Source organism: Amycolatopsis speibonae (assembly GCF_042647925.1).
GTDB classification, from domain to species: domain Bacteria; phylum Actinomycetota; class Actinomycetes; order Mycobacteriales; family Pseudonocardiaceae; genus Amycolatopsis; species Amycolatopsis speibonae.
Map to the genome: position 1 here is coordinate 44820 of NZ_JBHRWK010000016.1, position 21689 is coordinate 66508.

1 protein-coding gene is annotated in these 21689 nt (G+C 72.7%); it reads right to left on the reverse strand.

All coding sequences use genetic code 11. The annotated features are described in order from the left end of the window. Positions 1 to 8 precede the first annotated feature (8 nt). Positions 9 to 21689 (reverse strand): SDR family NAD(P)-dependent oxidoreductase, encoded by a 21681-nt coding sequence (locus ACFOSH_RS12280; protein WP_378238920.1) that lies wholly within the window; start codon positions 21687 to 21689, stop codon positions 9 to 11.

Here is a 21689-nt window from a genome sequence, read left to right on the forward strand (position 1 = left end):
GGCCGGGGTCAGAGTTCGTTGTCCAGCAGGGCGAACATGTCGTCGATGGTGTCCACTTCCAGATCCGCGTCGCCGCCGGACGGCCGGACGCGGTCCTGCCACAGGGCCACCAGGTTCCGCAGCTTCGCCTCGACCTCGGCACCGTCCGCGGCCGCGATGTCCACTGTGGACAGCTCGGCGGCGAGCCGGTCGATCCCCGACTCCAGGCCGGTTTCCGCGGCCCCGGCGGCGGGCACCACTTCCGACTGCAGGAACTTGGCGAGATCGTCCGGGGTCGGGTAGTCGAAGATCAGCGTCGCGGGCAGGCGCAGCCCGGTGGCCGCGTCGAGCCCGTTGCGCAGCTCGACAGCGGTCAGCGAGTCGAAGCCGAGTTCGGTGAACGCCCGGCCCGGCTCGATCGAGTCCGCGCCGTCGTGCCCGAGCGCGGCCGCGGCCTGACCGCGCACCACCCCGAGCAGCACCAGTTCGGCGTCCGCCTGCGAAAGCCCGGCGAGCCGCCGCTTGAGCCCGTCGGCCTGCGCCGCCGCGTCCACCGGCGCGGCACGCCGCACCGAACCGCGGACGAGACCGCGCAGCAGCGGCGGCACCGGTCCGGTCATCGAGCGGAGCCCGGCGACGTCGAGCTTGACCGGCACCGAAACGGGCTCGGCCAGGCCGGTGGCCAGGTCGAACAGCTCCAGTCCCTCGGCCGGGTCGAAACTGCCGACCCCGTCGCGGCCCATCCGGTCCGCGTCCGCCGAGTCGCCCATACCGTCGGCCCAGAGGCCGAAGGCGAGCGAGGTCGCGGGCAGGCCCAGACCGCGGCGGTGGTGCGCCAGCCCGTCGAGGAAGGTGTTCGCCGCGGCGTAGTTCGCCTGCCCCGGCGCGCCGAGCACTCCGGCGGCCGAGGAGAAGAGGGCGAACAGGGTCAGGTCGTGGCCACGGGTGAGTTCGTGCAGGTTCCACGCCGCGTCCACCTTGGGCCGCAGCACCTTCTCGAGCCGCTCGGGAGTGAGCGCGGTCAGCAGGCCGTCGTCGAGGACGCCGGCCGCGTGCACCACGCCGGTCAGCCCAGGCGTGCGGTTCAGTACTTCGGCGAGCGAAGCGCGGTCGGCGGCGTCGCACGCCTCGATCCGCACGTTCGCGCCCAGTTCGGTCAGTTCCACCGCCAGTTCGGCAGCGCCGGGCGCGTCCGGGCCGCGACGGCTGGTGAGCACCAGGTCGGTGACGCCGTGCTTGGTGACCAGGTGCTTGGCCAGTACCGCGCCGAGGCCGCCGGTGCCGCCGGTGACGAGCACCGTGCCGCCGATCGGGCGGCGCGGCACGGTCAGCACGACCTTGCCGACGTGCTTGGCCTGGGACAGGAAGCGCAGTGCCTCCGGTGCCCGGCGCAGATCCCAGGTCCGGATCGGCAGCGGGGTGAGCGCGCCCTGGTCGAACAAGGCGATCAACTCCTCCCATATCCGCGCGATCCGGCGATTGCCCGCGTCGATCACGTCGAACGCCTGGTAAGTCACACCGGGATGGTGCCCCGCGGCGCCGCCGTCCGGACGGACGTCGGTCTTCCCCATTTCCACGAACCGTCCACCGCGCGGTAACAGGCGCATCGAGGCGTCGATGAAGTCGCCGGTCAGCGCGTTGAGGACGACGTCCACGCCGTTCCCGCCGGTGGTGTCGCGGAACCGCTTCTCGAAGTCGAGCGTCCGCGACGAGGCGATGTGGTCGTCGGCCAGTCCGGCGGCGCGCAGGACGTCCCACTTGCCCTCGCTCGCGGTGCCGAACACCTCGGCGCCGAGGTGCCGGGCGAGCTGCGTGGCGGCCATGCCGACGCCGCCTGCCGCGGCGTGGATGAGCACCGACTCGCCCTTCTTCAGCGCGCCGAGGTCGGTCAGCGCGTAGTAAGCGGTGAGGAACACCAGCGGCACCGACGCGGCCTCTTCGAACGTCCAGCCCTCGGGCATCTTGGCCACCAGCTCGCGGTCGGCGAAGGTGAGCGGGCCGAACCCGCCGTGCACCAGGCCCATCACGCGGTCACCCACGGCGAGATCGTCCACTTCGGACCCGACGTCGGTGATGACCCCGGCGGCCTCGTAGCCGATCCGGCCCGCGTCGCCCGGGTACATGCCGAGCACGTTGAGCACGTCGCGGAAGTTCGTCCCGGCCGCGCGGGTCGCGATCCGGACCTCGCGCGGCAGCAACGGTTCGAGCACCTCCGGGTACGGCTCGAAGGAGAGCCTGTCGAGCGTTCCCTTGACGACACTGTCCAGACGCCAGGCCGGTTCGTGCCACGGCGGCACGAGATCCTGCGACGACGCGGCGGTCAGCAGCCGGACGGCGTGGACGACGCCGTCCCGGACGGCCAGCTGGGTTTCGTCGCCCAGCACGGCCAGCGCGGTGTCGACGTCGGACTCGGCCGCGTCGAGCAGCACCAGACGGCCGGGGTTCTCGGACTGGGCACTGCGGACCAGGCCCCAGACCGCGGCCGACGCTGGGTCGACAAGGTCCGAAGTAGACACAGCGACCGCGTTCTCGGTGCGCACCACGAGAAGGGTTTCCTTCTCCTCGGCCAGCCACTCCTGGAGCTTCGCCAGCGTGCTTCGCAGCAGAGCGTGCGCGGCCGCCGGGGTGTCTTCGGCTCCCGGTACCGCCGAGAGCAGCTCTGTCGACGGAGCCGGGGATTCGTTCGTGACCTGAGCCCAGCCGAGCCGGAACAGCGAGTCCGAAGTGGACGGAGCGGCCGGGCCGAGGTCGGCGACCTCGCGCAGCAGCAACGATCCCACCGTCAGGACCGGCGCCCCGGCGCCGTCGGTGAGCTCCAGGCGCACCGAGTCGGTACCGGAGGCGGCGACCCGGACGCGGGCGGCGGTGGCGCCGGCCGCGTGCAGGACGACGTCACGCCAGAGGAACGGCAGCCGGGTGGTCTCGGCGTTCCCGGGCAGCAGGCCGATGGCGTGCAGCGCGGCGTCGAGCAGAGCCGGATGCAGGCCGAACTTCCCGGCGTCGCCGTGCGCGGCGGCGGGCAGTTCGAGGTCCGCGCAGACCTCGTCACCCACGAGCCACGCGGCGGTGAGGCCCTGGAACACCGGCCCGTACTGCAGGCCCGCGTCGGCGAGACCCGCGTAAAGGTCGGTGACGTCGAGGCTTTCGGCCCCGGCGGGCGGCCACGCTGCATCCTTCGCCGCGGGGTAAGCGTCTCCGGGGGCGAGCAGGCCGGTCGCGTGCTCGGTCCACGGAGCCTCGTCGAGGCGGGAGTGGATCGACACCGGACGCCGTCCGTCGTCGTCCGCGGCACCGACCACGACCTGCACGGCGAGTCCGCCGGTCTCCGGCAGCACCATCGGCGCGGCCAGCGTCAGTTCGGCGACGCGGGAGCAGCCGAGTTCGTCGCCCGCCCGGACGGCGAGTTCGACCAGTGCCGCGCCGGGGACCAGCACGGTGCCGAGCACCGCGTGATCGGCCAGCCACGGCTGCACGGCGCGCGACAGCCTGCCGTAGCCGACCAAGCCGTCCTCGCCCGCTGTCGGCACGGTCGCCCCGAGCAGCGGATGTCCGGCGGCGGCCAGGCCCAGCCCGGCGGCGTCACCGGCGACGGCGGGCGGGTCGAGCCAGAAGCGTTCACGCTGGAACGCGTAGGTGGGGAGCGGGACGGCGTGGGCGTCGGTGCCGTCGAAGAACGCCGTCCAGTCGACCTCGGTACCTGCCGCAACTAGTCGGCTAAATGCGAGTGCGGCGGTCTTCCGCTCATCTCGGTCCTTGCGTAGCACCGGAACGAACACCGCGTCGGGGGCACTGTCGAGGCCCATCGCGGAGAGCACGCCGTCCGGGCCCAGTTCGGCGAACCGGGTGACGCCCGCAGCGGCGAGTGCGGTGACACCGTCGGCGAACCGCACGGTTTCGCGGACGTGCCGGACCCAGTAGCCGGGGTCGGTCAGATCGGCCGATTCAGTCACGGTGGACACGATCGGGATCCGGGGCTCCGCGTAGGTCAGGGATCCCGCCACTTCGGCGAACTCCGCCAGCATCGGTTCCATCAGCGCCGAGTGGAACGCGTGCGACACCACCAAGGCCTTGGTGCGGCGGCCCTCCTTGGCGAACGCCTCGGCCACCGCGTGCACTGGACCGTCCATACCGGACAGCACGATCGCCTGCGGCCCGTTGACCGCTGCCAGGCACACCTCATCAGACAGGTACTCGCGCACCTCGTCTTCCGTGGCCTGGACCGCGACCATCGCGCCACCCTCGGGCAGCGCCTCCATCAGCCGTCCGCGCGCCTCGACGAGTTTCGCCGCATCCTCCAGCGAGAACACACCCGCGACGTGCGCGGCCGCGATCTCGCCGATCGAGTGCCCGGCCAGGAAGTCGGGCCGGATCCCCCACGACTCCACCAGCCGGAACAACGCCACTTCGAGAGCGAAGATCGCGGGCTGCGCGGTGCCGGTGCGGTCGATATCACCGTCGAGGGGCAGCAGCGCGGCGACCTCATCATAAGCCGCTGCGAACACCGGGAAAGCGTCATAGAGCCCCTGGCCCATACCGAGCCGCTGGGAACCCTGACCGGTGAACAGCATCGCGAGCTTGCCTTCGGCCGCACGACCGGTGACGACCTCCGGGGTGGTCCGGCCACCGGCGAGGGCGGCCAGCCCGGCACGCAAGTCGCCGGTGAGCACCGCACGCCGTTCGAACGCGGTCCGGGTGGTCGCCAGCGCGAAGCCGATGTCGACCGGGTCGGCGAATCCGACGGTGCCGAGCAGTCGTCCGGCCTGAGCCCGCAGCGCTTCCTCGGTGCGGGCGCTCAGCACCCACGGCAGGAGCGACGGCGCCGCCGAGGCTCTGTGCTTCACGGGATCCGGGACCTGCTCCAGGATGACGTGCGCGTTGGTGCCGCTGATGCCGAACGCCGACACCGCCGCGCGCCGGGGACGATCGGCTTCAGGCCAAGGACGTGCCTCGGTGAGCAGCCGGACTTCGCCTTCGCTCCAGTCGACGTGCGGTGACGGCTCGTCGACGTGCAGGGTGGCGGGCAGGACGCCGTGGTTCATCGCCTCGACCATCTTGATGATCCCGGCGAGCCCGGCCGCGGCCTGCGTGTGGCCGATGTTGGACTTCACCGAACCCAGCCACAGCGGTTCCTCACGGTCCTGGCCGTAGGTGGCCAGCAACGCCTGCGCCTCGATCGGGTCACCCAGCGCGGTTCCGGTGCCGTGTGCCTCGACGATGTCCACAGTGGACGACTCGACGCCCGCAGCCGCCAGCGCCCGGCGGATCACCCGCTGCTGCGAGGGACCGTTGGGCGCGGTCATGCCGTTGGACGCGCCGTCCTGGTTGACCGCGCTGCCACGGACGACAGCCAGCACGTGACGTCCGTTGCGGCGCGCGTCGGAAAGCCGTTCCAGGAGCAGGAATCCGGCGCCCTCGGCCCAGGCGGTGCCGTCGGCCGCGGCCGCGAACGGCTTGCACCGGCCGTCGGCGGCCAGGCCGCGCTGACGGGAGAACTCGATGAACGGGTTGGGGCTGGCCATCACGGTCGCGCCGCCCACCAGCGCCAGCCCGCATTCACCGGAGCGCAGCGCCTGCGCCGCCCAGTGCAGGGCGACCAGCGACGAGGAGCACGCCGTGTCGACCGACACCGCCGGGCCTTCGAGCCCGAAGGTGTAGGCGACGCGGCCGGTCAGCACGCTGCTCGCGCTGCCGGTCCCGAGGAGGCCTTCCATCCCTTCCGGTGTGGCGGCCAGCCGGGAGGCGTAGTCGTCGTACATGACGCCGGCGAACACACCGGTGGCGCTGCCCCTGAGCGAGACCGGGTCGATCCCGGCGCGCTCGAACGCCTCCTGCGCGGTCTCCAGCAGCAGCCGCTGCTGCGGGTCGACGGTGACCGCTTCCCGCGGCGAGATACCGAAGAACTCCGCGTCGAAGTCGGCGGCATCGTGCAGGAAACCACCCTCGCGGGCGTAGCTGGTGCCCGCGTGGTCGGGGTCCGGGTGGTACAGCCCGTCGAGATCCCAGCCACGGTCGGACGGGAACGGCGTGATCGCGTCGGTTCCTTCAGCGACCAAGCGCCACAGGTCCTCCGGCGAGCTGACGCCGCCCGGGAACCGGCAGCTCATCGCGACGATCGCGATGGGCTCGTCCGGCCCGGCCACCCGCACCGGCTCGACGTCCACACCTGCTTCGTCACCGGCGAGTTCGGAGCGGATGTAGGTCGCCAGTGCCGCCGGGTTCGGGTGGTCGAAGATCAGCGTGGCGGGCAGCCGCAGCCCGGTCGCCTCACCGAGCCGGTTGCGCAGTTCGACCGCGGTGAGCGAGTCGAAACCGAGTTCCGTGAAGGCGCGACCGGTCTCGACCGACGTCGCGGTGCCGTGTCCGAGCACGTCGGCGACGTGGCCGCGGACCAGATCGACCAGATGCGAGAGCTGGTCGGCGGGCGAAAGCCGGGTGAGCGTCGCGGTCAGCCCGGCGGCGGCCGCGGCGTTGGCCGCACCCCGTCGCCTGGGCACCCGGACCAGGCCGCGCAGCGCGGGTGCGGGCTCGCTCGTGCGGGCCAGCGTGCGCAGCGTCGCCAGGTCGAGCTTGACCGGCACCGGGACCGGCGTCGAGGCGGCCAGTGCGGCGTCGAACAGCGCCAGGCCTTCTTCGTCGGTCAGTGCCCCGAATCCGGCGCGGGCCAGACGGTCCACATCGGACTGTCCGCCCATGCCGTTGGCCCACAAGCCGTACGCGAGCGAACGGGCAGGCAGGCCTTCGGCGTGACGTCGTCGCGCGAGGTCGTCGAGCAGGGCGTTGGCCGCGGCGTAACTGGCCTGCCCCGGACCGCCGAGGATCCCGGAAACCGAGGACACCAGGACGAACTGGGTCAGGGGCTTGCCGAGGGTGAGCTCGTGAAGCGCGAGTGCCGCCTCGGCCTTGGGCCGCAGCACGGTGTCGAAGCGCTCCGGGGTCAGCTCGGTGACGACGCCGTCATCGAGCACGCCGGCGGCGTGCACGATCCCGGTGAGGTCTTCGATCCCGTCGAGCAGGGCGGCGAGCGCGTCGCGGTCGGTGACGTCGCAGGCGACGACGTCGGCGCCGAGTTCTTCCGCCAGCTCCGCCGCGCCGGGCGCGTCGAGGCCCCGGCGGCTGGTGAGGACCAGCTTGGTGACGCCGGGTGCGAGGTGCCGGGCGATCGCGGCCCCGACCCCGCCGGTGCCGCCGGTGACGAGAACCGTGCCCTCGCCCCAGCTCGCGGCCTCACCCGGAGTCGTGCGAGCCAGTCGCGGGACCTCCGCGACGCCGTCGCGGATCCGGACCTGCGGTTCGCCGGTAGCGAGCGCGGTCGCGACGTCCTCCCCTTCGAGGACGACGAACCGGTCCGGGTGTTCCGAAGCGGCGGTGCGGGCGAGACCGCGGACGGCGGCGCCTGCCGGAGTGTCACCGGTGCGCACCACCAGACGCGTCCCGCCGTCGGCCAGGAACTCCTGGATCGCGGTCAGGGTCGCGGCCAGCGCCTCTCGCGGCTCGCCTTCCGGCGCGGTGAAGACCTGGACGTCCTCGGTCACTTCGCCGTCGGCGGGTACCTCGACCCAGGTGAGCTCGTACAGCGAGTCTGTGCCGCGCTGTCGCGGCGCCTCCGCCACCCGGACGGCGACCGTGCCGATCGTGGCGACCGGTGCGCCCGTGGTGTCGGTGACCAGCAAGGAGAATCCGGATCCGGCAGGCGTGACCCGGACGCGCAGCGCGGTGGCGCCGGTGGCGTGCAGGGTGACGTCGCCGAACAGGAACGGCAAGCGGGTGCCCTCGCCCGGGAGCAGCCCCAAGGTGTGCAGGGCGGCGTCGAGCAGCGCCGGATGCAGGCCGAAGCCGTCGACTTCGGTGCCCTCGGGCAGTTCCACCTCGGCGAACACGGTGTCCCCGTCGCGCCAGGCGGTGGTGAGGCCGCGGAACGGCGGGCCGTAGTCGAGACCCGCGGCCGCCATGTCCGCGTAGAGCCCGTCGAGAGAGACCGGCTCGGCGGCGGGCGGCCACGCGGTCAGTCCGGACGGCACCGCGGCCGTCTCCGGCGTGAGCGTGCCGGTGGCGTGTTCGGTCCACTCCCCTTGCGGGGCACGCGAGTGCACCGAAACCGGACGACGTCCACCCGTGCCCGCCGCGCCGACGAGGACCTGGACGTCCAGCGCGCCGTGCGGCGGCAGCACCAGCGGCGCGGCGAGGGTCAGTTCTTCCACACCTCCGCAGCCGGCTTCGTCACCGGCGCGGACGGCGAGTTCGAGCAGGCCGGTGCCGGGGACGAGCACTTCGCCGAACGCGGCGTGCCCGGCCAGCCACGGATGCGTGGCGACCGAAAGCCGTCCGGTGAGCACCCAGCCGTCGCCGTCGGCGAACGGCACCGCGGCGCCCAGCAGCGGGTGCCCGGCGGCCTGGAGCCCGGCCGTGGTGACGTCGCCCGCCCCGGACCCGGCGGCGAGCCAGAACCGGCGGCGGTCGAACACCGACGTCGGCAGGTCGACGACGCGGGCCCCGGTCGGGCGGAACACCGCGGCCCAGTCGACGGCGACACCTCGGGTGTAGGCGGCGGCCAGAGTGGTGAGCGCGGTCTCCGCCTCGTCGCGGTCGGCGCGCAGGAATGACGCCGCGAAGGTGTCCGGGCCGTCGTCGGCGAGCGCGGTCAGCACGGCGGCCGGGCCCAGCTCGACGAACTTGGTCACCCCGGCCTCGCGCAGCCACGCCAGCCCGGCGGCGAACCGGACGGTCTCGCGGACATGGCGGACCCAGTAAGCCGGGTCGGTCAGATCCGCTGATTCGCTCACTGTGGACACGAACGGGACCTTCGGTGCCGAGAAGTCGAGTTCGGCCACCACGGCGGCGAACTCGTCGAGCATCGGTTCCATCAGAGCCGAGTGGAACGCGTGCGAGACGTCCAGCCTCTTGGTGCGGCGGCCGAGCTTCTCGAACTTCTTGGCCAGCTTCAGCGTCGGCGACGCGGCACCCGAGAGAACGACCGCGTTCGGGCCGTTCACGGCGGCCAAGGAGACCTTCGGCGTCAGGTGCTCGCGCACCTCGTCCTCGCTCGCCTGGACCGCGACCATCGCGCCGCCCTCGGGCAGCGCCTCCATCAGCCGTCCGCGCGCTTCGACGAGCTTGGCGGCGTCTTCCAGCGAAAGCACGCCCGCCACGTGAGCGGCCGCGATCTCGCCGATCGAGTGCCCGGCCACGAAGTCGGGCACGACTCCCCAGGACTCGGCGAGCCGGTACAGCGCGACCTCCAGCGCGAAGATCGCCGGCTGCGCGGCGCCGGTGCGGTTCAAGTCGCCGCCGGTCGGGAGCAGCGCGGTGACCTCATCGTAAGCAGCGGCGAACACCGGGAAGGCGGCGTAGAGCCCTTCGCCCATGCCGAGCCGCTGGGATCCCTGACCGGTGAACAGGAACGCTGTCCGTCCGGGCAGTACGCGTCCGGTGACGACCGACGGCGTGGTCGTGCCCTCGGCCAGCGAGCCGAGTCCGGCGCGGAGTTCCTCTTCCGTGGCACCGAGCACGACTGCACGCCGTTCGTGCGCGGTCCGGGTCGTGGCCAGTGCGAAGCCGACGTCGACCGGCTCGCCGTCCCGGCCGAGCAGGCGTCCGGCCTGCTCCCGCAGGGTGTCTTCGGCGCGACCGGAGAGCACCCACGGCACCAGTGCCGGGGTCACGACCTCGCGCGGGGCGGATGTTTCGATCGGAGGCTGTTCGAGGATGACGTGTGCGTTGGTCCCGCTGATCCCGAAGGACGACACGGCGGACCGCCGCGGACGTCCGGTCTCCGGCCAGCCACGGCCTTCGCCCAGCAACTCGACGTCACCGGCTTCCCAGTCGACGTGCGGTGACGGCTCGCCGAGGTGCAGCGTCGGCGGCAGGACGCCGTGGTGCATCGCCTGGACCATCTTGATGATCCCGGCGACACCAGCCGCGGCCTGCGTGTGCCCGAAGTTGGACTTCACCGAACCCAGGTACAGCGGTTCTCCGTCGCGCTCGCGGCCGTAGGTGGCCAGCAGCGCCTGCGCCTCGATCGGGTCGCCCAAGGTCGTGCCAGTGCCGTGCGCCTCGACAGCGTCCACAGTGGACGACGGGACACCGGCGGCGGCCAGCGCCTGGCGGATCACGCGTTGCTGCGAGGGACCGTTGGGGGCGGTGAGGCCGTTGGACGCGCCGTCGGAATTCACTGCGGAGCCCTTGACGACCGCGAGCACCTGGTGTCCGTTGCGGCGCGCGTCGGAAAGCCTTTCCAGCACGAGCATTCCGGCGCCTTCGGCCCAGCCGGTCCCGTCGGCGTCGGACGAGAAGGACTTGCAGCGGCCGTCGGCGGCGAGGCCGCGCTGACGGGAGAACCCGATGAACGTCTCCGGCGTCGCCATCACCGTGACACCACCGGCCAGCGCCAGCGAGCACTCTCCCGACTTCAGCGCCTGCGTCGCCCAGTGCAGGGCGACCAGCGACGAGGAGCAAGCGGTGTCGACCGAGACCGCCGGTCCCTCCAGGCCGAGGGTGTAGGCGACGCGGCCGGACAGCACGGAACCCGAGGTGCCGGTGCCGAGGAAACCCTCGACGTCGTCGGGGACGTCGTTGCCGAGCCGGGTGCCGTAGTCGTGGTACATGACGCCGGCGAACACGCCGGTCGGGCTGCCCTTGAGCGCCGTCGGGTCGGTGCCGGAGCGCTCCAGCGCCTCCCACGCGACTTCGAGCAGCAGGCGCTGCTGCGGGTCCATCGCGAGCGCTTCCCGGGGCGAAATCCCGAAGAACTCGGGGTCGAAGTCACCCGCGTCGTGCAGGAATCCGCCTTCGCGGGTGTAGGTCTTGCCCGGCCGGTCGGGGTCGGGGTCGTAAATGCCGTCGACGTCCCAGCCGCGGTCCTCGGGGAACCGGGTCACGCCGTCGCGGCCGCCGGAGACGAGGTCCCACAGCTCTTCCGGCGACGTCACGCCGCCCGGGTAGCGGCACGCCATGCCGACGATGACGATCGGGTCGCCGTCGGCGCGGGCCGCGGTGAAGACCGGGGTCGCGTCGGCGGGTTCGTCGAGCAGTTCGGCGAGCAGGAATTCGGCCAGCGCCGCCGGGGTCGGGTGGTCGAAGGTCAACGTCGCCGGCAGCCGCAGCCCAGTCACCGTGCTGAGGCGGTTGCGGAACTCGACCGCGGTGAGCGAGTCGAAGCCGAGGTCACCGAACGCGCGGTCGGCTTCGACGGCGTCCGGGCTGGTGTGACTGAGGACGTGCGCGGCCTCGGTGCGGACCAGTTCGGTCAGCAGCCGCGTGCGTTCACCGGCGGGAACGCCCGCCAACCGCTGCCGCAGCCCCGCGGCTTCCGCTTCCTCCGCCGCACGGCGGCGTCGCGGCCGGACCAGGCTCCGCAGCACGTGCGGCACCTCGGCTTCGGCGCGCAGCGCGGCGAGGTCCAGCTTGGTCGCGACGGGACGCGGGTCGTCACCGAAGGCCAGCAGGTCGAACAGCTCAAGACCGGCTTCGACGGGCAGCGCCGCTCCCCCGCGCCCCTCGCCCATGCCGGTTTCCCAGAGGCCGTAAGCGATCGACGTCCCGGGAAGGCCCTGGGCGCGCCGGAGCGTGGCGAGCCCGTCGAGGTAGCCGTTGGCCGCCGCGTAGTTCGCTTGACCGGGCGCGCCGAGGGCACCGGCGATCGAGGAGAACGTGACGAACAGCTTGAGGCCGGTGGTCAGTTCGTGCAGGTGCCGCGCGGCCTCCGCCTTCGGGCCCGCGACGGCGGCGAGCCGCTCGGGGGTCATCGCGGTGAGGACGCCGTCGTCGAGGATGCCCGCCGCGTGCACCACGCCGCTGAGCGGTTCTTCGACGAGCGCGAGCACGGACTCGAGCTGGGACCGGTCGGCGACGTCGCAAGCGGCGATCGTCACCTCGGCGCCGAGCGCGCGCAGATCCTCCCGGAGGACTTCGGCGCCGGGGGCGTCGGCGCCCCGGCGCCCGACGAGCAGCAAGTGCCGCACGCCGTGCCGCTCGACGAGCCGCCGCGCGACGTGCGCGCCGAGTCCGCCGGTACCGCCGGTGACCAGCACGGTTCCGTCGAGCGCCCAGTCCGGGTCGGCGGTGGCGCGGGACCGCGTCAGGCGGGGCACGCGCGGGCCGTCCTCGGTCAGCCTGACCTCGGGTTCACCGGTGGCGGCCGCGATCCGGGCGTCCCCGTCGCCGTGGACCAGGACGAACTTGTCCGGGTACTCTGCCTGTGCGCTACGCACCAGTCCGGCGACGGCGGCGTGCGCCGGGCTGTCTCCGGTGAGGTGCACGACGAGCCGGTCTTCGGCCTCCTGCAACGCTTCCAGAGTGGCCTCGACCGAAGAGGCCTCGTACACGGCGACGTCTTCGGCCTCTGAAGGCAGTGCGACGGGGATCCAGTCGATGCCGAACAGCGCGTCGGTGGCGGCGCTGGGCAGCGGCCCATCGCCGACAGGACGCAGGCTCAGCGATGCGGCCGAAAGCACCGGCGCGCCCGTGCCGTCGGTGACCTGCAAGGAAACGGCGTCCTGGCCGACCGGGGTGAGCCTGGCACGCAACGTGCTCGCACCGGTGGCGTGCAACGCCAGCCCGGCCCACGAGAACGGCAGCCGCGCCGGGCCGCCGGTCAGGCCGACGGCGTGCAGGGCGGCGTCGAGCAGGGCCGGATGCAGCCCGAACCCGCGGACGTCGGTGCCCTCGGGCAGCGAGACCTCGGCGAAGACGTCGTCACCTTGGCGCCAGGCCGCGCGCAGGCCGCGGAACGGATCCCCGTAGCTGAGTCCGGCGTCAGCGAGCGTGGTGTAGAAGCCTTCCAGGTCAACGGGTTCCGCGCCGGACGGCGGCCACTCCGTGATCGCGGCGGGTTCCTCGGCGGCCGTGGTCAGCGAACCGGTGGCGTGCAAGGTCCATTCGCCGTCCTGGGGACGGGAGTGCACCGCCAGGGCGCCATCGTCCGAAAGGGACACGCGGAGCTGGACCGGAGCCGACGTGAGCACCAGCGGCGCCTGCAGCGTCAGTTCCTCGACGGTGCCGCGGCCGACCTCGTCGCCCGCCCGCACGGCGAGTTCGGCGAACGCGGTACCGGGCAGCAGGACGGCGTCGCGGACGCGGTGCCCGGCCAGCCACGGCTGTTCGTCGAGCGACAGGCGTCCGGTGAGTACGAGCCCGCCGCGTTCGGGCAGCGCGACGGCGGCACCGAGCAGCGGGTGATCGAGCGCGCCGAGACCCAGCGCGGTGGCGTCGCCGGACCCCGGCGGGGCCAGCAGCCAGAAACGGCGGCGCTGGAACGGGTAGGTAGGCAGGGTCGCCGGCCGCGCGCCGCTGCCGTCGAAGAAGCGGTCCCAGTCGACGGGAGCCCCCGCCGCGTGCACCGCGCCCAACGCGGTCATCGCGGACCGCGCCTCGTCGGAGTCCTTGCGCAGCGCGGAGACGAAGACGCCGTCGGTGCCCATCGCGGAGAGCACCGCGTCCGGACCGAGTTCGAGGAACGTCGTGACACCCTCGGCGGTCAGGGCCGCGAGGCTGTCGGCGAACCGCACGGTTTCGCGGACATGGCGCACCCAATAGGCCGGGTCGGTCAGATCCGCCGATTCGCTCACGGTGGACACGATCGGGATCCGCGGCTCGGCGTAGCTCAGGCTGTCCGCCACTTCGGCGAACTCCGCGAGCATCGGCTCCATCAGCGACGAGTGGAACGCGTGCGACACCACGAGATGCTTGGTGCGGCGGCCATCGTGGGCGAACCGGGCGGCGACCTCGCGAACCGGACCGTCCACACCGGACAGCACGACCGCCTGCGGCCCGTTCACCGCCGCCAGGCAGACCTCATCGGTCAGGAACTCACGGACCTCGTCCTCGGACGCCTGCACCGCGACCATCGCGCCACCCTCGGGCAGCGCCTCCATCAACCGGCCCCGCGCCTCGACCAGTTTCGCCGCGTCCTCCAGCGAGAACACACCCGCGACATGGGCGGCGGCGATCTCGCCGATCGAGTGCCCGGCCAGGAGATCGGGGGCCACGCCCCAGGACTCGAAAAGCCGGAACAGCGCCACTTCCAGGGCGAAGATCGCGGGCTGCGCGGTGCCGGTGCGGTCGATATCACCGTCGAGGGGCAGCAGCGCGGCGACCTCATCATAAGCCGCTGCGAACACCGGGAAAGCGTCATAGAGCCCCTGGCCCATACCGAGCCGCTGGGAACCCTGACCGGTGAACAGGAACGCGAGCCTGCCGGTGGCCGCGCGGCCGGAGACGACGTTGGCCGCCCGGCCGGTGTCGGCGAACGCGGCCAGCCCGGCACGCAGCACCGACGGATCGGTCCCGACGACGACCGCGCGACGCTCGTGCGCGGTGCGGGCGGTGGCGAGCGTCCAGGCGACGTCGAGCGGGTCGTCAGTCAGGTCGGCGAGCCGCGCGGCCTGTGCCCGCAGGGCTTCCTCGGACCGGCCGGACAGCACCCACGGCAGCATCGCGGGCCGGGCTCCCGGCCCAGGGTTCTCCTGCGCGGGAACGTGTTCGAGTACGACGTGCGCGTTGGTCCCGCTGAACCCGAACGACGACACCCCGGCCCGGCGCGGACGGCCGGTCTCCGGCCAGCTCGCGGATTCGGTGGCCACGCGGATCGCGCCGGCTTCCCAGTCGACCTGAGCCGACGGCGCGTCGACGTGCAGCGTCGCGGGGACGACGCCGTGCCGCATCGCCTCGACCATCTTGATCACCCCGGCGACACCGGCCGCGGCCTGCGTGTGCCCGAAGTTCGACTTCACCGAGCCGAGCAGCAAAGGCTCTTCACGGTCCTGGCCGTAGGTGGCGAGCAGAGCCTGCGCCTCGATCGGGTCACCCAGCCTGGTGCCGGTGCCGTGCGCCTCGACGACGTCGACGTCCGAAGTGGACAGTCCGGCGTTGGCGAGCGCCTGGAGGATCACGCGCTGCTGGGACGGTCCATTCGGGGCTGTCAGCCCGCTGGACGCGCCGTCCTGGTTGACCGCGGAACCCTTGAGCAGAGCCAGCACGGGGTGCCCGTTGCGGCGCGCGTCGGACAGCTTCTCCAGCAGGACGAACCCGGCGCCCTCACCCCAGCTGACGCCGTCGGCACCGTTGGCGAAGGCCTTGCAGCGGCCGTCGACCGCCATCGCGTTCTGCTTGCTGAAGTCGACGAACGGGTCGGGGTTGGCCATCACGGTGACACCGCCGGCCAGCGCGAGCGAGCACTCCCCCGACCGCAGTGCCTGGCTCGCCAGGTGCATCGCGACCAGCGAAGACGAGCACGCCGTGTCCACCGACACGGCCGGTCCCTCGAAGCCGAAGGTGTAGGAGACGCGGCCGGACATCATCGCGCCGGACGTGCCGGTGCCGAGGAAGCCTTCGACCTCCTCCGGGATCTTCGTCAGCCGGGAGGCGTACTCGTGGTAGATCGCGCCAGTGAAGACACCGGTGTCGCTGCCGCGCAGCGTGCCCGGCGGGATGCCCGCGCGTTCGAAGGCCTCCCACGCGATCTCCAGCAGCAACCGCTGCTGTGGGTCCATGGCGAGCGCTTCGCGGGGCGAGATGCCGAAGAACTCCGGGTCGAAGTCGCCCGCGTCGGGCAGGAATCCGCCGGTGCGGGTGTTCGACACGCCCTGTTTGCCCGGGGTCGGGTCGAACAGCGCGGCCAGGTCCCAGCCGCGGTCGGTGGGGAATTCCGTGAGGCCTTCGCGGCCCTCGGACACGAGGCGCCACAGGTCTTCCGGCGTGTTCACCTCACCGGGGAACCGGCAGCTGGTCGCGACGATCGCGATCGGCTCGTCGTCGTTGACGACACGGGCGCGGGCGCGCGGTCCGGCGGTGAGGTCGCCGAGCAGTTCCGAACGCACGTAACCGGCGAGGGCGACCGGGGTCGGGTGGTCGAAGATCACCGTCGACGGCAGCCGCAGACCGGTCACCGAACCGAGGCGGTTGCGCAGTTCGACCGCGGTCAGCGAGTCGAAACCGAGGTCCATGAAACCACGGCCGGGTTCGACGGTGGCCGCGTTGACGTGCCCGAGGACCAGGGCGACCTGGGTGCGGACGAGGTCGAGCAGTTCGCGGTCCTGGTCGGCCTCGGTCAGCCCGGCGAGCCGCCTGGCGAGCGAGGAGTCGCTGCCCGATTTCGCGGTCCGGCGGCCGGGTTTGACCAGAGCGCCGAGCAGCGGCGGAAGCGGTCCGGACGCGGCGAGCACCGGCAGATCCAGCTGCACCGGGATGGCGAGCGGCGCCCCGGCGGCGATGGCCGCGTCGAACAGCGCGAGACCGTCCTCGACCGCGAGCGCGGGAGTACCCCCGGCGCGCAGCCGCGCCAGGTGAGCCTCGCCGAGCGTCTCCGCCATGCCCGCGGCCCACGGGCCCCAGGCCAGCGACTGTCCGGCGAGGCCTAGCGAGCGGCGGTGGGCGGCGAGGCCGTCGAGGTACCCGTTGGCCGCCGCGTAGTTGCCCTGCCCCGGGGCGCCGAGCACACCGGCGGCCGAGGAGAAGGTGACGAACAGCTCTGGGTCTCCGGACAGTTCGTGCAGATGCCGGGCCGCGTCGGCCTTCGGGCCGAGCACGAAGTCGAGCCGCTCCTGCGTGAGCGCGTCGATGGTGCCGTCGTCCAGCACACCGGCGGCGTGCACGACACCGGTCAGGTCGACGCCGTCCAGCAGCGCGGCGACGGCGTCACGGTCGGCGACATCGCAGGCTTCGACCCGGACTTCGGCGTCGAGTTCTTCCGCCAGCTCCGCCGCTCCGGGCGCGTCCAGGCCGCGACGGCTGGTGAGGAGTAGTTTCCGGACGCCGTGCGTGGTCACCAGATGGCGGGCGATCAGGGCGCCGAGGCCGCCCGTGCCGCCGGTGATCAGCACCGTCCGCTCGGGGTCGAGGGCCCTCGGCATGGTGAGCGCGACCTTGCCGATGTGCTTGGCCTGGCTCAGGAATCGAAAGGCGTCCCGGGCTTCGCGGACGTCCCAGGTCCGGGTCGGCAGCGGGACGAGCGCGCCGGAGGCGAACAGGTCGGTCAGCGCGTCCCACAGCTGCGCGGTCCGCTCCGGGCCCGCGTCGATCAGGTCGAAAGCCTGGTACCGGACGCCTTCGGGCTCGCGGATGTCGGTCTTGCCCATTTCCAGGAAGCGGCCGCCCGGCACCATCGTGCGGATCGAGGCGTCGATGAAGTCCCCGGCGAGCGCGTTCAGGACGACGTCGATGCCGCTGAACCGCTCCTCGAACTCCAGTGTGCGGCTGGAGGCGATGTGCGCGTCGTCGAGTCCGGCGTCGCGGAGCACGTACTGCTTGCTCTCGCTGGCGGTGCCGTAGACCTCGGCGCCGAGGTGGCGCGCGAGCTGGGTCGCGGCCATCCCGACCCCGCCGGCGGCGGCGTGGATCAGGATCGACTCACCCGGCTTCAGTCCGGCCAAGTCCACCAACGCGTAGTAGGCGGTCAGGAACACCAGCGGCGTCGAGGCCGCCTGCTCGTAGGTCCAGTCCGCGGGTTTGCGGGTGATCATCGGCCGCTCGGCGACCGCGACCGGACCGGCGCCGCCGGAGACGAGGCCCATCACCTCGTCGCCGGGCCGCAGGTCGGTGACGTCGGCGCCGACCTCGAGGACGGTCCCGGCGAACTCGCTGCCGAGCAGCCCGGCCTCGCCGGGGTACATGCCGAGCGCGTTGAGCACGTCCCGGAAGTTGAGCCCGGCGGCGCGGACGGAGACCCGGACGCCCTGCGGGCCGAGCGGCTCGTCGGGCAGCGGCTCCAGGGTCAGATGGTCGAAGGTTCCCTTGCCGGACAACCCAAGCCGCCAGTTGCCGGACGGCGGCAGCAGCCTGCCGGTGGATTCGGGCGTGACCAGGCGCGGCACCCGAAGTTCACCGTCGCGGACGGCGATCTGCGGCTCACCCGCGGCCAGCACCGCTCCGGTGAGTTCGTCGGCGAGCAGGAACCGGTCCGGATGCTCGGACTGCGCGCTGCGCACGAGCCCCCACACCGCGGCCGCGACCGGGTCCACATCGGACTGTCCAGTGTGGACAAGCAGTTTCGACGCGGCGAAGCGGTCTTCGGCAAGGAAAGTCCGAAGCACATCGAGCGTGGCACCGGTGACGGCGTGGACGTCGTCACCTTCCGCGCGGTAGACGACGACCTCGGGAGCCTCGCCGGCGATGTCCGCGAAGTGCGCCCAGCTCGGGGCTTCGGCTTCGGGTGTGGCGATCGGGTTCCAAGCCAGTTCGTACAGACCCTCGCGAGTGGCGGCGGGACGCAGCTGTCCGGCCGAAACCGGGCGGACGACCAGGGAGCCGACGGTGGCGACCGGCGCGCCGGTCCCGTCGGCCACGCGCAGGGTGACCGCGTCGGTGCCGGTGGGGGTCAGCCGGACACGGAGTTCGGCCGCGCCGGAGGCGTGCAGGACGACGTCGCTCCACGCGAACGGCAGACGCGCGGGACCGTCGCCCTCCGCGAGCGCGTGCAGCGCCGAGTCGAGGAGCGCGGGGTGCAGGCCGAAGCGACCGGCCTGGTCGCGGACGGCCTCGGGCAGCGAGACCTCGGCGTAGGTGTGCTCGCCGTCGCGCCACAGAGCCCGCAGGCCCTGGAAGATCTCGCCGTACTCCAGCCCGGCCGAGGCCAGCTCGGGGTAGCGGCCTTCCAGGGACACGGCTTCGGCGCCGGGCGGCGGCCAGTCGGCCAGCTCCCAGTCCGGCGTGACGGTGGCCGGGGCGAGCGCGCCGGTGGCGTGCAACGTCCACTCCCCCGCGCCGTGCGGACGCGAGTGCACGGTGAGCGGACGGTGACCGGAGGCCTCCGGCGTCCCGGCCCACAGCTGGACCTGGACCGCGCCGCTCTCCGGAAGCACCAGCGGCGTCTGCAACGTCAGCTCTTCCAGTGCCGACAGGCCGGTTTCGTCGGCCGCCCGGACGGCGAGCTCGACCAGCGCGGTGCCGGGCACGACGACCTGGCCGTGCACGACGTGGTCGGCCAGCCACGGATGCGTCCGCAGCGAAAGGCTTCCGGTGAACAGGAATCCGCCCGCGTCGGCGACCGAGACGGCGGCGCCGAGCAGCGGGTGGTCGAGCGAGCCGAGGCCGAGCCCGGCCGCGTCACCGGCGGTGTGGGTCGCGGGAAGCCAGTAGAACTCGCGCTGGAACGGGTACGTGGGCAACTCGACCGGACGCGCGCCGTCGAACGCGGCGGCCCAGCCGACCTTCCCGCCGTGGACGTGCACGGCGGCCAGCGCGGCGACGAAGGTCTCGGGTTCGGGCCGGTCGCGGCGCAGCGCGGGGACGAACAGGCCGTCCGCGCTGTCCTGACCGGCGGCGGAGAGGATGCCGTCCGGGCCCAGTTCGAGGAAGCGGGTCACGCCCGCCTCGGCCAGCGCGCTGACGCCGTCCGCGTACCGCACGGCTTCACGCACGTGCCGGACCCAGTAGGCCGGGTCGAGGATCTCCGCGGTCTCGGCGATGCGGCCGGTGACGCCCGCGATCAGCGCGATCTTCGGTGTCTTGTAGGTGACGCGGCGGGCGACGGCGGCGAAGTCGTCGAGCATGCCGTCCATCAGCGCCGAGTGGAACGCGTGGGACACGGCGAGGTTCTTGGTCCGGCGGCCCTGCTCGATGAACACCGCCGCGACGGTCCGCACGGCGTCCTCGGTGCCGGAGACGACGAGCGCGCGCGGTCCGTTGACAGCGGCGACATCCGCCCCCGCGACCAGCGCGGCGCGAACCTCGTCCTCGGTCGCCTCGATGGCGCACATCGCGCCACCGCGCGGCAACGCCCCCATCAGACGTCCACGCGCGGCGATCAGCTCGGCCGCGTCTTCCAGCGACAAGACGCCGGCGACGTGCGCCGCGGCGAAGTCGCCGACGGAATGCCCGATCAGGAAGTCCGGGAGCACGCCCCAGGATTCGACCAGTCGGTAAAGGGAAACCTCCAGCGCGAACAGCGCGGGCTGGGCGTTCGCGGTGTCGTTCAAGGCATCGGCGTCGTCACCGAAGACGATCTCGCGCACGCCGGGCAGCAGCTCGCAGACCTGGTCGAACGCGGCGGCGAACGCCGGGTACGCCTCATACAGCTCGCGGCCCATGCCGAGGCGCTGCGAACCCTGTCCGGTGAAGCAGATCGCGAGGCCGCCGTCGGTCGCCTCGCCGGCGTCGTGATTTCCTTCGGCGACCGCCGTCAGACCGGCACGCAGCGTGGCCTCGTCGCGGCCGGTGACGACCGCGCGGTGCTCGAAGGTGGACCGGGTCGCGGCCAGCGACCAGCCGATGTCGGCCGGGTCGCCCTCGACGTCCAGCAGCGCTTGAGCCTGAGCACGCAACGCCGCCGGAGTGCGGCCGGACAGCACCCACGGGATCACCGGCGGGACGACCGCGTCCACTGTGGACGCTTCGATCGCGGGCGCCTGCTCCAGCAGGACATGGGAGTTGGTCCCGCTGATGCCGAACGACGAGACACCCGCCCGGCGCGTCTCCCCTTCCGGCCAGGGGCGCGCGGACGCCAGCAGTTCGACCGTTCCCGGCGACCAGTCGACCTGCGGGCTCGGCGCGTCGATGTGCAGGCTCGCGGGCAGGATCCCGTTGCGCAGGGCCAGGACCATCTTGATGATCCCGGCGACACCGGCGGCGGCCTGCGTGTGGCCGATGTTGGTCTTCACCGAGCCGAGCAGCAGCGGCCCACGCTCACCACGGTCACGGCCATAGGTGGCCTGCAAGGCCTGGACCTCGATCGGGTCACCCAGGGTCGTGCCGGTGCCGTGCGCCTCGACGACATCGACATCCTTTGTGGACAGTCGCGCGTCGGCCAGCGCCTGGCGGATGACGCGCTGCTGCGAGGGACCGTTGGGCGCGGTGAGGCCGTTGGACGCGCCGTCCTGGTTGACCGCGGAACCGCGGACGACGGCCAGGACCGGGTGTCCGTTGCGCTGGGCGTCGGAAAGACGCTCCAGCACGATCATGCCGGCGCCCTCGCCCCACGCGGTGCCGTCGGCCCCGGCGGCGAACGCCTTGACCAGGCCGTCGCGGGCGAGACCACGCTGGCGGGAGAACTCGATGAACGCGTCCGGGCTCGCCATCACGGTGGCACCGCCGGAAAGCGCGAGGTCGCACTCCCCCGCACGCAGGGCGCGGAGGGCGAGGTGCAGCGTGACCAGCGACGCCGAGCACGCCGTGTCGACGGTGACCGACGGGCCTTCCAGCCCGAGGACGTAGGAGATCCGTCCGGAAAGGACACTGCCGGAGATGCCGGTGCCGAGGTAACCCTCGACGCCTTCGACGCCCTTGGGCAGGTCGCGGCCGTAGTCCTGGCCGTTGGTGCCGACGAAGACTCCCGCACGGCTGCCGGACAGCGACGCGGGGTCGATGCCACCGCGTTCCAGCGCCTCCCACGACGTCTCCAGCAGCAGCCGCTGCTGCGGGTCCATCGAGACGGCCTCGCGCGGCGAGATGCCGAAGAACTCGGGATCGAATTCCCCGGCGCCGTCGACGAAACCACCTCGGTCGACGTAGCTGGTGCCCAGATGATCCGGATCCGGGTCGACGAGCGCACCGACGTCCCAGCCGCGGTCCTCAGGGAACCCGGTGATCCCGTGGTCCCCGGCGGTCAGCAGTTCCCAGAACCGCTCCGGCGTGCGGACGCCGCCGGGGAACCGGCAGCCCATACCGACGATCGCGATCGGTTCGGCGGCGCGGTCCTCCAGCGCGGCGAGCCTGCCGCGCGTGCGCTGCAGTTCGCCGGTGACTCGCGTCAGGTAGTCGCGAAGCTTGTCGTTCTCACCCAC